Source organism: Streptomyces sp. NPDC107471, from assembly GCF_055582845.1.
In genome coordinates this window covers 118,514-131,534 of sequence record NZ_JBVJPC010000007.1, presented here as the reverse complement: position 1 = coordinate 131,534, position 13,021 = coordinate 118,514, and the positions used below count along the sequence as shown (strand labels likewise).

At 70.9% G+C, this 13,021-nt stretch carries 12 protein-coding genes; 7 read left to right on the top strand and 5 right to left on the bottom strand.

The features are described 5' to 3' along the window. Positions 1-29: 29 nt before the first annotated feature. Genes ACZ66S_RS24085 through ACZ66S_RS24070 form a run of 4 tightly spaced genes read right to left on the bottom strand, consistent with a single transcriptional unit; the run spans position 30 to position 3,542 of the window. Positions 30-653 (bottom strand): response regulator, encoded by a 624-nt coding sequence (locus ACZ66S_RS24085; RefSeq protein WP_469903590.1) that lies wholly within the window; start codon positions 651-653, stop codon positions 30-32. Then, positions 650-1,849: a sensor histidine kinase gene (locus ACZ66S_RS24080; protein WP_469903589.1), complete on the bottom strand. Its 1,200-nt coding sequence runs from the start codon at positions 1,847-1,849 to the stop codon at positions 650-652. The genes ACZ66S_RS24085 and ACZ66S_RS24080 overlap by 4 nt, the downstream gene beginning before the upstream one ends. Then, positions 1,846-2,679, bottom strand: coding sequence for an ABC transporter permease (locus ACZ66S_RS24075; RefSeq protein ID WP_469903588.1), 834 nt, complete (start codon positions 2,677-2,679; stop codon positions 1,846-1,848). The genes ACZ66S_RS24080 and ACZ66S_RS24075 overlap by 4 nt, the downstream gene beginning before the upstream one ends. After that, positions 2,679-3,542, bottom strand: a complete 864-nt coding sequence (locus tag ACZ66S_RS24070) for an ABC transporter ATP-binding protein (RefSeq protein WP_469903587.1) — start codon at positions 3,540-3,542, stop codon at positions 2,679-2,681. The genes ACZ66S_RS24075 and ACZ66S_RS24070 overlap by 1 nt, the downstream gene beginning before the upstream one ends. A 145-nt stretch (positions 3,543-3,687) precedes the next feature. On the opposite strand from ACZ66S_RS24070, the gene ACZ66S_RS24065 reads away from it, so the two are divergent. The 3 genes from ACZ66S_RS24065 (at position 3,688) to rpsD (ending at position 6,658) form a co-directional block, all read left to right on the top strand. Beyond that, a complete protein-coding gene (locus tag ACZ66S_RS24065; protein ID WP_469903586.1) occupies positions 3,688-4,350 on the top strand; it encodes a vitamin K epoxide reductase family protein in 663 nt (220 codons plus the stop codon). A 42-nt stretch (positions 4,351-4,392) separates the two neighbouring features. Continuing rightward, positions 4,393-5,748, top strand: a complete 1,356-nt coding sequence (locus ACZ66S_RS24060; RefSeq protein WP_469903585.1) for a replication-associated recombination protein A — start codon at positions 4,393-4,395, stop codon at positions 5,746-5,748. A 295-nt stretch (positions 5,749-6,043) separates the two neighbouring features. Beyond that, positions 6,044-6,658 carry a 30S ribosomal protein S4 gene (rpsD, locus tag ACZ66S_RS24055; protein ID WP_020138086.1) on the top strand — a complete coding sequence of 205 codons (615 nt, stop codon included), beginning with the start codon at positions 6,044-6,046 and terminating at the stop codon, positions 6,656-6,658. Between the two features lie 30 nt (positions 6,659-6,688). Here the strand turns inward: rpsD and ACZ66S_RS24050 are convergent, their stop codons facing one another. Continuing rightward, positions 6,689-8,851: an ATP-binding protein gene (locus ACZ66S_RS24050; RefSeq protein WP_469903584.1), complete on the bottom strand. Its 2,163-nt coding sequence runs from the start codon at positions 8,849-8,851 to the stop codon at positions 6,689-6,691. Between the two features lie 152 nt (positions 8,852-9,003). On the opposite strand from ACZ66S_RS24050, the gene ACZ66S_RS24045 reads away from it, so the two are divergent. Genes ACZ66S_RS24045 through ruvX form a run of 4 tightly spaced genes read left to right on the top strand, consistent with a single transcriptional unit; the run spans position 9,004 to position 12,926 of the window. Beyond that, on the top strand, positions 9,004-9,438 hold the full coding sequence (locus ACZ66S_RS24045; protein ID WP_469903583.1) for a DUF948 domain-containing protein: 435 nt from the start codon (positions 9,004-9,006) through the stop codon (positions 9,436-9,438). 10 nt (positions 9,439-9,448) lie between these two features. Beyond that, positions 9,449-9,790 carry a hypothetical protein gene (locus ACZ66S_RS24040; RefSeq protein WP_469903582.1) on the top strand — a complete coding sequence of 114 codons (342 nt, stop codon included), beginning with the start codon at positions 9,449-9,451 and terminating at the stop codon, positions 9,788-9,790. Then, complete coding sequence (gene alaS, locus ACZ66S_RS24035; RefSeq protein ID WP_469903581.1) at positions 9,790-12,462, top strand: alanine--tRNA ligase; 2,673 nt, start codon at positions 9,790-9,792, stop codon at positions 12,460-12,462. The genes ACZ66S_RS24040 and alaS overlap by 1 nt, the downstream gene beginning before the upstream one ends. Further along, complete coding sequence (gene ruvX, locus ACZ66S_RS24030) at positions 12,462-12,926, top strand: Holliday junction resolvase RuvX (protein ID WP_469903580.1); 465 nt, start codon at positions 12,462-12,464, stop codon at positions 12,924-12,926. The genes alaS and ruvX overlap by 1 nt, the downstream gene beginning before the upstream one ends. Positions 12,927-13,021: the final 95 nt, after the last annotated feature.

Sequence of the window (13,021 nt, the reverse complement as noted above, 5' to 3'; positions counted from 1 at the left end):
CGCGACGGAGTGAGGGGGCCGGTGTCCCCTCACTCCAGCAGTCCGAACCGCATGGCGCAGGTCACCGCGGCCGTCCGGTCGTCGACGCCCAACTTGGCGAAGGCGCGCAGGAGATGGGTCTTCACCGTCGACTCGCCGATGAACAGCCTGCGTCCGATCTCCGCGTTCGTGCAGCCCTCCGCCACCAGGCGCAGCACCGCCGTCTCCCGCTCCGAGAGCCGGGGCCGTTCCGGCCGGGTGCGCAGTCGGTCGACCAGGCGGGCGGCGACCGTGGGCGCCAGGACCGTCTCGCCGCGTGCGGCGGCCCGTACCGACCGGGCCAGTTCGGCGCGGGGCAGGTCCTTCAGGAGGTAGCCGGCCGCCCCCGCCTCCACGGCCCGCAGGATGTCCCGGTCCGTGTCGTACGTCGTCAGGACGATCACCCGGCAGGGCAGCCCCGCCTTCGTCATCCGCACGATCGACTCCACGCCCGAGCCGCCCGGCATCCGCAGGTCCATCAGCACGATGTCGGGCCGCAGTTCCGCGGCCAGCGCCTCCGCCTGCGGTCCGCTGGAGACGTCGGCGACCACCTCCAGGTCCGGCTCGGCCGTCAGCATGGCCCGCAGGCCCTCCCGTACGACGGGGTGGTCGTCGGCCAGGACGATCCGGATCATGAACGACTCCTCGGTGCCGGTACGGGCAGACGGACGGTGACCGTGGTGCCGGTGCCGGGCGCGCTGTGCACCCGGACCGTCCCGCCGACCTCGGCGGCGCGGGCGCGGAGCCCGGCCAGACCGTAGCCGTCATGGACGGCCCCCGGGTCGAAGCCGTGACCGTCGTCCCGTACGCAGACGGTGAGCCCGTCGTCGGCGTAGGTCAGGCCGATTCCCACCGCTGCCGAACTCCCCGCGTGCTTACGGCAGTTCGTCAGCGCCTCCTGGCAGGTGCGCAGGGCGACGACCTCGGGGCCCGCGGGCAGTGACCGGACCGGTCCGGTCACCTCCAGCTTCGCGGAGTGCCGGGCCGCCAGCCGGAACAGGGCGTCCGGCAGCGTCGCCCCCTCCAGGTCGGCGGGGGTGCCGTCGGCGACCAGGGCCCGTGCCTCGGCGAGGTTGAGCCGGGCCGTCTCGTCCATCAGGGCCAGATGACGGCGGGCCTGCGGGACGTCGTGGTCGAGCTCGGCCTCGACGGCCTGGACCAGCATCAGCAGGCTGGTGAAGCCCTGGGCGAGGGTGTCGTGGATCTCCCGGGCCATCCGCTCCCGCTCGGCCAGCGCCCCGTGCGCCGCCGACAGCCGCGCGACCTCGTGCCGACTGGTGTCCAACTCGGCGATCAGGGCCGCCCGTTCCTGGCTCTGCTCGATGATCCGGACGACATAGCTGCCGACGACGACCGAGAAGACCAGGGTGACCACGGCGAACAGGCCGTTGTAGAAGACGTCCCGGTCGCCCGGCCACCACACCAGGGCCCAGCCCAGCACCGGCACGAGGTTGATCACGGCCACGGCGGTCAGCGCCCACCGCATCCGCAGGGTCATGAAGCACTGGGGCACCAGGGCGAAGGTCATCAGCCGGGTCTCGCCGACCAGGACCGCCGACGGCAGGAACAGCGCCATCATCGCGCCGAGGTAGGTGAGGGCCGCGCGCGCGTCGGGCGGATCCTGCCGGAGCAGGGGGCGCCCGACCCGTACGAACAGCGGGACCAGCGGTACCAGCAGCGCCGCCGCCGTGACGCGGACCGACCGGCCTGGGTGGGCCGTACCCAGCACGAATACCAGGGTGGCCAGCCAGATCAGGGCGAAGTAGGTGTCCCAGAGCCGGAAGGAGCGGTCCCAGGAGTACGCGCCCGGGGCGTCCGCCGGACCCCTCATCCCTCGCGCCGGTTCTTCCACCGGAAGGTCAGCAGACACAGCAGCAATCCTCCGACGCACCACACCCCCAGCACCAGGGCGGTGCGCCCGAACTCCCAGCCGCCGGCGGGCTCCAGGACCTGTGCCGAGTCCGGCAGGAACACCCCGCGCAGCCCCTGGCACATCCACTTCAGCGGGAACACCGCGCCGATGTCCAGCATCCAGCCGGGGATCGTGTCGATCGCGATGTACACCCCGGAGACGAACTGCAGGACCAGGAAGGGCAGGACGACCACGGAGCTCGCGCTCTTGCCGGACCTGGGCACCGAACCGATCGCGATGCCGAGCAGCGCGCACGCCGTGAGACCGAGCACGAAGATCCAGACGAGGGCGAACCACCTGCCGGCGTCCGAGGGCAGCGGGACGTCGTACAGCGTGGTGCCGACGAGCAGCAGGATCACCGTCTCCAGGACGCCGGTGACGAGAACCAGCCAGATCTTGCCGAGGAAGTACGCCGCCGGGGGCATCGGCGTCCCGCGCAGCCGGCGCAGCACCTTCTCGTCCCGCTCCACGGCGATCGAGACGCCGAGCGACTGGAAGCTCGTCGACATGATGCCGGCGGCGATCATCGCGGGCACGTAGAGCTGCGACGCCTTGATGCCCGCTCCTTCCACGTCGTCGCTGAAGATCGACGCGAACAGGAACAGGAGGACCACCGGGAAGGCGAAGGTGAACACCACGTGGTCGCGCTGGCGGAAGAACAGCCTGATCTCCAGGGCGCCCCGTCGGAGTCCGAGCCCCCACGCCCCGGGCAGCCGCGCCTCGACGTGCCGGTGCGTGTCCCTGGTCATCACACGTCCTCCTGTCCCGTGAGCCGGAGATAGACGTCCTCCAGCGTGGGTCGGCGGACCCGGAGCCCCGGGATCTCGCCGTCGAAGCGACTCGCCAGCTCGGCGACCGTCCTGGTCGGGGTGTCCGTGTGCACCGCGCGCGGGCCGCCGTCGGGGCCGGTCCACTCGACGGTGGCACCGGTGCCGTGCCGTTCCCGCAGCACGGCCGGCTCGCCCTCGGCGACCACCCTGCCCCGCGAGACGACGGCCAGCCGGTCGGCGAGCGCCTCGGCCTCCTCCAGGTAGTGCGTGGTGAGCAGGATCGTGGTGCCCTCGGCGGACAGCTTGCGGATCAGCTCCCAGAACCGCCGCCGGGCCGCCGGGTCGAAACCGGTCGTCGGCTCGTCCAGGAGCAGCAGTTCGGGGTCGCCGATCACGCCGAGCGCCACGTCCAGGCGCCGGCGCTGCCCGCCCGACAGGGCCTTGATCCGGCTGCCGGCCCTGGCCTCCAGGCCCACCAGGGCGATGACCTCCTCGGGATCGCGCGGCCGCGGGTAGTAGCGGGCGAAATGCCGGACGGTCTCCGCGACCGTCAACTCGGCGGGCGCGGATTCGTCCTGCCAGACGATTCCCACACGGGATCGCCACGCGCGCGTGCCGTGCGCCGGGTCCGCGCCGAGCACCAGCACCTCGCCGGCGTCCCGGTCCCGGTTGCCCTGGAGGATCTCCACGGTCGTGCTCTTGCCCGCGCCGTTGGGTCCGAGCAGGCCGAAGACCTCGCCCCGGCGGATACCGAGATCGATCCCGTCGACCGCGGTCACGTCGCCGTAGCGCTTGCGCAGTCCTCGAACGTCCACCGCCGGTTCGTTCGCGTGTGTGGCCATGCCCTTGAGCCTCGGCCGGAACCGAACGCTCGGGGACCACCGCGCGTACTTCCTTATGTCCACCGAACGGTGGACAAGCCCCCGCGTGCGGCACAATGGCCCCTGCCCGAAGAAGGTCCAACTCTCAAGCAGACGGATCGGCGTGATGAGCAAGACCACAGTGAAAGACGTCTCCACGGAGCCCGAGCCCTCGTCGGCGAGCGCGGGTGCCGCGCCCCGGACCGTGGGCGGCAGCCGTGCCTTCGCGCTGCTGCTGGTGATCACCGGCGCCGCCGGTCTGCTCGCCGCGTGGGTCATCACGATCGACAAGTTCAAGATCCTCGAGGGGAAGGTCAGCGGCAAGACGTTCACGCCGAGCTGCTCCCTGAACCCGATCGTCTCCTGCGGCAGCGTCATGGAGAGCAAGCAGGCCGCCGCCTTCGGGTTCCCCAACCCGATGCTGGGCCTGGTCGCCTACGGCATCGTGATCTGCGTCGGCATGAGCCTGCTGGCCCGCGCCACCTTCCCGCGCTGGTACTGGCTCACCTTCAACTTCGGCACGCTCTTCGGCGTGGCCTTCGTCACCTGGCTCCAGTTCCAGTCGCTGTACCGGATCAACGCCCTGTGCCTGTGGTGCTCGCTGGCCTGGGTCGCCACGATCACCATGTTCTGGTACGTCACCTCGTTCAACATCCGCAACGACCTGCTGGCGTCCCCGGGCTGGCTCAAGCGCTTCCTCTCCGAGTTCACCTGGGTCCTGCCGGTCACCCACTGCGGCATCATCGCGATGATGATCCTGACCCGCTGGGGCTCCAGCCTCTGGGCCTGAGGCCCCGGTGCGTTGTCAGTGCGGTGACATAGGGTTTTGAACGTGGAGCCCGATCTGTTCACCGCCGCGGCGGAAGAGCGCCAGGAGAAGGACCCGGCAGGCAGCCCCCTGGCGGTCCGGATGCGCCCGCGCACCCTCGACGAGGTGGTGGGCCAGCAGCACCTGCTCAAGCCCGGCTCACCGCTGCGCCGACTCGTCGGAGAGGGCAGCGGCGGTCCCGCCGGACCCTCCTCGGTGATCCTCTGGGGCCCGCCCGGCACCGGCAAGACCACCCTGGCGTACGTCGTCTCCAAGGCCACCAACAAGCGTTTCGTGGAGCTCTCCGCGATCACCGCCGGCGTCAAGGAGGTCCGCGCGGTCATCGACGGCGCCCGCCGCGCCACCGGTGGCTTCGGCAAGGAGACCGTCCTCTTCCTCGACGAGATCCACCGCTTCAGCAAGGCCCAGCAGGACTCCCTGCTCCCCGCGGTGGAGAACCGCTGGGTGACCCTGATCGCGGCGACCACCGAGAACCCCTACTTCTCGGTCATCTCCCCGTTGCTGTCCCGCTCCCTCCTGCTGACCCTCGAACCCCTCACCGACGACGACCTCAGAGGACTCCTCAAGCGGGCGCTGAGCGACGAGCGGGGTCTGAAGGACGCCGTCACCCTCCCCGAGGACACCGAGGACCACCTCCTGCGGATCGCCGGCGGTGACGCCCGCCGCGCCCTGACCGCCCTGGAGGCCGCCGCCGGCGCCGCGCTCGACAAGGGCGAGCCGGAGATCTCCCTCACCACACTGGAGGAGACGGTCGACCGCGCGGCCGTGAAGTACGACCGCGACGGCGACCAGCACTACGACGTGGCCAGCGCCCTCATCAAGTCGATCAGGGGCTCCGACGTCGACGCGGCCCTGCACTACCTGGCCCGCATGATCGAGGCCGGCGAGGATCCGCGCTTCATCGCCCGCCGCCTGATGATCTCGGCCAGCGAGGACATCGGCCTCGCGGACCCCACCGCACTGCCCACAGCCGTCGCCGCCGCCCAGGCCGTCGCCATGATCGGCTTCCCGGAGGCCGCGCTGACGCTGAGCCACGCCACCATCGCCCTCGCCCTGGCCCCGAAGTCCAACGCCGCGACCACGGCGATCGGCGCCGCCATGGAGGACGTGCGCAAGGGGCTCGCCGGTCCGGTCCCGCCGCACCTGCGCGACGGGCACTACAAGGGCGCCGCCAAACTCGGGCACGCGCAGGGGTACGTCTACCCGCACGACCTGCCCGAGGGGATCGCCGAGCAGCAGTACGCCCCGGACGCCATCAAGGACCGCGAGTACTACGAACCCACCCGGCACGGCGCCGAGGCCCGGTACGCGGACGCCGTGGAGTGGACCCGCAAGCACCTCGGTCGCAAGCGGTCCTGAGCAGCCTGTAGAATCCCTCGAAGTGCTGTGTCCCGTGCAGTCAGAACGGGACGGTCAGCCGGAACCCCCAGCGGGTTCCAGGAGCGTCGCGCACCGTTCGAAAGGTGTCGCGGGCAGCCCACCACCCCCCGTCCTACGACGGACCCGGTCGGTGGGCCACTCGCGTGCTGCACGTATGTGCCCAGACCAGGGAGCGGCTGCCCATCAGGTCCTCGCGAGGACCCGGCGGGTTTCCCCGGCTGCGGATGCGACCTCCCATAACTCTGACGAGCCGAACACCAAGAGATGAGAGATCGTGGCGAACCAGTCCCGCCCCAAGGTCAAGAAGTCGCGTGCCCTCGGCATCGCGCTGACCCCGAAGGCCGTCAAGTACTTCGAGGCCCGTCCCTACCCCCCGGGTGAGCACGGCCGTGGCCGCAAGCAGAACTCGGACTACAAGGTCCGTCTGCTCGAGAAGCAGCGTCTGCGTGCGCAGTACGACGTGTCCGAGCGTCAGCTCGTCCGCGCCTACGAGCGTGCCTCCAAGGTTCAGGGCAAGACCGGTGAGGCCCTGATCATCGAGCTCGAGCGTCGTCTCGACGCGCTGGTCCTGCGTTCGGGCATCGCCCGCACGATCTACCAGGCCCGGCAGATGGTCGTCCACGGCCACATCGAGGTCAACGGCCAGAAGGTCGACAAGCCGTCCTTCCGTGTCCGTCCCGACGACGTCGTGATGGTCCGCGAGCGCAGCCGCAGCAAGACGCTGTTCGAGGTCGCCCGCGCCGGTGGCTTCGCCCCCGACGGTGAGACCCCGCGCTACCTCCAGGTGAACCTCGGCGCCCTGGCGTTCCGCCTGGACCGCGAGCCGAACCGCAAGGAGATCCCGGTGATCTGCGACGAGCAGCTCGTCGTCGAGTACTACGCCCGCTGATCACCGGCAGGCCGTAGCACCCGCACCACTTCAGCCCGCCGTCTCCCCGCCCTTCCGGGTGGGCGAGGCGGCGGGCCGTTGCATGTCGCGGGACACCTCGGCGGGCCGCACGGACTCCCGCGGCGCCGGCAGCCCGTCGAGCGGACGGGCCCGGCCCAGCGCCCTGGCCACCGCGGCCTCCCGCCCGAGCGCCCGGCCCTGCCGTACGCACTCCTCGTACCGCTGGTCGCCCAGTCGCTCCCGGACGGTCGCCTCGCACAGCTCGTGCGGGGCGTTGTAGTAGGCCGAGCCGAACAGGGGCAGGCCCACCGACGGCCACAGCGAGGCCGCCGCGCCCTGGAGCACCGCGGCCTCGGCCGGATCGCCCTGGGTCACCGTGACCAGGGCGAGGAGCTCGATCGACAGCACCGAGCCCAGCAGGTCGTGGAAGGCGTGCGCGCAGGTCAGACAGTCGGTGAGCAGCTCACGCGCGCGTGCCGGGTCCCCCTCGCGCCAGGCCGCGTACGCCAGGACGTACAGCGCGTACGACCGGGCCCACCGCTCGCCGTGGTCCTCGCACACCCGGCGCACGTCCTCGCACAGCCCCACCGCCTCCGGCAGATCGCCCAGGAAGGCGCGGGCCATCGCCAGCTCGACCTGGCCCATCAGCACATTGCTGTTGAGCTCGCCGATCTCCTGGTAGCGCTCCAGCGACGAGCGCAGCAGCCGCTCCGCGCGGGGCATGTCGTCCGACACGAGCGCCAGACAGCCGGTGCGGTGCTCGGCGTACGCCACCGCCGTCGCGTTCGCGGACCGCTCCGCCTCCTTGCGGCACTCGTGCAGCGCCGACAGCGCGGCCACGGTGTCGCCCTGGAGGATCGCCACATAGCCGAGGACCCACAGGGCCTTCAGACGGGCGTCCTCATGCCCCGGCTCCAGTTCGACGCTGCGCTCCAGCCAGTGCCGCCCCTCCGAGAGCCGGCCGCAGCCGACCCAGCAGAACCAGAGGGAGCCCGCGAGATGCCGGGCCAGTTCCGCCCCGTCCGGCTCGGTCAGGCAGTACTCCAGGGCGCACCGCAGGTTCGGCAGCTCGGTCTCGATGCGCGCGGCCACCTCGTTCTGGCGCGGCGAGAACCAGTCCAGCTCGCACCAGGTGGCCAGGCCCACGTACCAGTCGCGGTGCCGCCGGCGTAGCCGCACCGCGTCGCCCGTCGCCTCCAGCCACTCGGCGCCGTACGCCCGGACCGTGTCCAGCATCCGGTAGCGCACGCCGGTCGCGGTCTCCTCGCGGGCCACCACCGACTGGGCGAGCAGCGCGGACAGCACGTCGAGGACGTCGTCGGAGTGCAGCCCGCCGCCGCTGCACACGTACTCCGCGGCCTCCAGGTCGAACTGTCCCGCGAACACCGACAGCCGTGACCACAGCAACCGCTCCTCGGGGGTGCACAGTTCATGGCTCCAGCCGATCGCCGTGCGCAGCGTCCGATGGCGGGCGAGCGTGTCCCGGCCGCCGCCCGTCAGCAGCCGGAACCGGTCGTCGAGCCGCTCCAGCAACTGCCCGGGGGACAGGGCCCCCAGCCGGCCCGCGGCCAGTTCGATCGCCAGCGGGATGCCGTCCAGGCGCCGGCACAGCTCCCGTGTCCGCGGATCGTCCCCGGCCGTCACCCCCTGCCGACCGGCCCGCTCCGCGAACAGCTCGACGGCCTCGTCCTCGTCCAGCGGACCCAGCGCGAAGACCCGCTCCCCGGCGACGGCCAGCGGCCGGCGCCCCACCGCGAGGACGGCCAGACCCGGCACCCGCCCCAGCAGGTCCACGACCAGGGCCGCGCACGCTTCCACCAGATGCTCGAAACCGTCCAGGACCAACAGGAGCCGACGCCCGGCCAGGTGGGCCAGGAGCGTCTCGCGGGGCGACCGCGTGGTGTGGTCCGTCAGACCCAGCGCCTCCGTGACGGCGTAGTCGACGAACTCCGGATCGCGTACGGCGGCCAGCTCCACGCGCCACACCCCGTCGGGCGGCGCGCACCGGCCCCCCGCCGCCCGTGCCGCGAGCCGTGACTTCCCGATGCCGCCGGGTCCCGTCACCGTCACCAGCCGTGCGGTGTCGAGCGCGCGTGCCAGTGCCGAGAGTTCCGCGCGCCGGCCCACGAAGCCGTCGAGCTCCAGCGGGAGATTGCCGTGCACCTCGGTGCCGTCGGGCTGATGACTGCGCATGGAACACGGAGCGTACTGAAGCGTATGCACTCCGTACAATCGTCATGGACAACTCGGGTGCGGGCAAGGGGTGATCCGGTGCGGACCGCCGTCCCCGGCGCGATAGGCTCGGCGGAGACTTTTTCCATAGACAGCACGGATTCAGGGAGCGGGTGCACACAGTGTCCGGTGGAGAGGTTGCCGGGATCCTGGTGGCCGTCTTCTGGGCGATCCTGGTCTCCTTCCTCGCCGTCGCGCTGGCGAGGCTGGTCCAGACGCTCAAGGCGACCACCAAGCTCGTGGCGGACGTGACCGACCAGGCCGTCCCGCTGCTGGCCGAGGCCTCCACCGCGGTGCGCTCCGCGCAGACCCAGATCGAGCGGGTCGACGCGATCGCCTCGGACGTCCAGGAGGTCACGTCGAACGCCTCCGCGCTGTCGACCACCGTCGCCTCCACCTTCGGCGGCCCCCTGGTCAAGGTCGCGGCCTTCGGCTATGGCGTGCGCCGCGCGATCACCGGCCGCAAGGACGACGTGCCCGCGAAACCCTCCCGGCGTACCGTGATCGTGGGTCGGGCGGTCTCCCGGGGCCGAGGCAAGAAGGACTGAGGCTCAAGAGATGTTCCGCCGTACTTTCTGGTTCTCCACAGGCGTGGCCGCGGGTGTCTGGGCCACCACCAAGGTGAACCGCAAGCTGAAGCAGCTCAGCCCCGAGAACCTCGCCGTCACCGCGGCCAACAAGGCGATCGAGACGGGCGGCCGCCTCAGGGACCGCGCGGTCGGCTTCGCCCTCGACGTGCGCGACAACATGGCCCAGCGGGAGGCCGAACTGACGGACGCCCTGGGCATCCGCGAGGATCCCGAGCTTCCCGCCCCCCGGCGCATCGCCGCCATCGAGAACACGACGTACCCGACGAAGTCGCACAAGACGCACTCGTACAACCGGAATGAGGACCACTGATGGAGTCGGCCGAGATTCGCCGCCGCTGGCTGAGCTTCTTCGAGGAGCGCGGGCACACCGTCGTCCCTTCGGCGTCGCTCATCGCGGACGACCCGACTCTGCTCCTCGTCCCCGCCGGCATGGTGCCCTTCAAGCCCTACTTCCTGGGTGAGGTCAAGCCGCCCTTCGACCGCGCCACCAGTGTCCAGAAGTGCGTGCGCACGCCGGACATCGAAGAGGTCGGCAAGACCACCCGGCACGGCACGTTCTTCCAGATGTGCGGCAACTTCTCCTTCGGCGACTACTTCAAGGAAGGCGCCATCAAGTACGCCTGGGAGCTGCTCACCAGCCCCCAGGACAAGGGTGGTTACGGCCTTGAGGCCGATCGTCTGTGGATCACCGTCTACAAGGACGACGACGAGGCCGAGCGCATCTGGCACGAGGTCGTCGGGGTGCCGAAGGAGCGCATCCAGCGCCTCGGCATGAAGGACAACTACTGGTCCATGGGCGTCCCCGGACCCTGCGGCCCCTGTTCCGAGATCAACTACGACCGCGGCCCCGAGTTCGGCGTCGAGGGCGGCCCCGCCGTCAACGACGAGCGGTACGTGGAGATCTGGAACCTCGTCTTCATGCAGTACGAGCGCGGCGAGGGCATCGGCAAGGACAACTTCGAGATCCTCGGCGAGCTCCCCAGCAAGAACATCGACACCGGTCTCGGACTCGAGCGCCTGGCGATGATCCTGCAGGGCGTGCAGAACATGTACGAGATCGACACCTCGATGGCCGTCATCAAGAAGGCCACCGAACTGACCGGGGTGGCCTACGGCGACGCCCACGACTCGGACGTCTCCCTGCGCGTGGTCACCGACCACATGCGTACCTCCGTCATGCTCATCGGCGACGGCGTCACCCCCGGCAACGAGGGCCGCGGTTACGTCCTGCGCCGCATCATGCGCCGGGCCATCCGCAACATGCGCCTGCTCGGTGCCACCGGCCCGGTCGTGCTGGACCTGGTCGACACCGTGATCGCCATGATGGGCCAGCAGTACCCCGAGCTCGTCACCGACCGCGAGCGCATCGAGAAGGTCGCCGTCGCCGAGGAGAACGCCTTCCTCAAGACACTGAAGGCCGGCACCAACATCCTCGACACCGCCGTCACCGAGACCAAGCAGGCCGGTGGCAAGGTCCTCGCCGGTGACAAGGCGTTCCTGCTCCACGACACCTGGGGCTTCCCGATCGACCTCACCCTGGAGATGGCCGCCGAACAGGGGCTGTCCGTGGACGAGGACGGCTTCCGCCGCCTGATGAAGGAGCAGCGGGAGCGCGCCAAGGCCGACGCCCAGGGCAAGAAGACCGGCCACGCCGGCGCGGGCGCCTACCGTGCGATCGCCGACCAGGCGGGCGAGACCGAGTTCCTCGGTTACTCGGACACCGAGAGCGAGTCCACCATCGTCGGCATCCTCGTCGACGGCGCCTCCTCCCCGGCCGCCACCGAGGGCGACGAGGTCGAGATCGTCCTGGACCGCACCCCGTTCTACGCCGAGGGCGGCGGCCAGATCGGCGACACCGGCCGGATCAAGGTCGACTCCGGTGCCGTCATCGAGATCCGCGACTGCCAGAAGCCGGTCCCGGGCGTCTACGTCCACAAGGGCGTCGTGCAGTTCGGCGAGGTGACCGTCGGGGCCAAGGCCCACGCCTCCATCGACAGCCGCCGGCGTACCGCCATCGCCCGCGCCCACTCGGCCACCCACCTCACCCACCAGGCGCTGCGGGACGCGCTCGGCCCGACGGCCGCCCAGGCCGGTTCCGAGAACCAGCCCGGCCGTTTCCGCTTCGACTTCGGTTCGCCGTCCGCCGTGCCCACGGCCGTGATGACCGACGTCGAGCAGAAGATCAACGAGGTGCTCGCCCGCGACCTCGACGTCCGCGCCGACGTCATGGGCATCGACGAGGCCAAGAAGCAGGGCGCCATCGCCGAGTTCGGCGAGAAGTACGGCGAGCGGGTCCGCGTGGTGACCATCGGCGACTTCTCCAAGGAGCTGTGCGGCGGCACCCACGTCCACAACACCTCGCAGCTCGGCCTGGTCAAGCTGCTCGGCGAGTCGTCCATCGGCTCCGGGGTCCGCCGTATCGAGGCGCTCGTCGGTGTCGACGCGTACAACTTCCTCGCCCGCGAGCACACCGTCGTCGCCCAGCTCCAGGAGCTGATCAAGGGCCGTCCCGAGGAGCTTCCGGAGAAGGTCTCCGCCATGCTCGGCAAGCTGAAGGACGCCGAGAAGGAGATCGAGAAGTTCCGCGCGGAGAAGGTCCTCCAGGCCGCCGCCGGTCTCGCCGAGTCCGCCAAGGACGTCCGCGGGATCGCCGTCGTCACCGGTCAGGTCCCGGACGGCACCACCCCGGACGACCTGCGCAAGCTGGTCCTCGACGTGCGCGGCCGCATCCAGGGCGGCCGGGCCGCCGTGGTCGCCCTGTTCACCGTCAACAACGGCAAGCCGCTCACGGTCATCGCCACCAACGAGTCCGCCCGCGAGCGCGGTCTCAAGGCCGGCGACCTGGTCCGTACGGCCGCCAAGACCCTCGGCGGCGGCGGTGGCGGCAAGCCGGACGTCGCCCAGGGCGGCGGCCAGAACCCGGCCGCGATCGGTGAGGCCGTGGCCGCCGTGGAGCGCACGGTCGGGGAGTCGGCGAAGTAATGCGCAGAGGCCGCAGGCTCGCGATCGACGTCGGGGACGCCCGGATCGGGGTCGCCTCGTGCGACCCCGACGGGATTCTCGCCACCCCGGTGGAGACGGTCCCGGGCCGGGACGTCCCGGCGGCGCGGCGTCGGCTGAAGCAGCTCGTCGAGGAGTACGAACCGATCGAGGTCGTCGTCGGTCTGCCTCGCTCCCTCAAGGGGGGCGAGGGGCCGGCCGCGGTCAAGGTCCGCGGCTTCGCCCAGGAGCTCGCCCAGGGGATCGCGCCCGTGCCGGTCCGGCTCGTCGACGAACGGATGACGACCGTGACGGCCAGTCAGGGACTGCGCGCGTCCGGGGTGAAATCCAAGAAGGGCAGATCGGTCATCGACCAGGCAGCGGCCGTGATCATTCTCCAGCAGGCCCTGGAATCCGAACGGGTGTCAGGCAAAGCACCCGGCGAGGGCGTCGAAGTGGTCATCTGATCGCGATACGGTAACGTTCCGCGCGACTGCGACACTGTTCGAACAGGTGCCGCACAGAGAGAGGCGGATCGGATGCCGGGCCACACGCCGCGCGA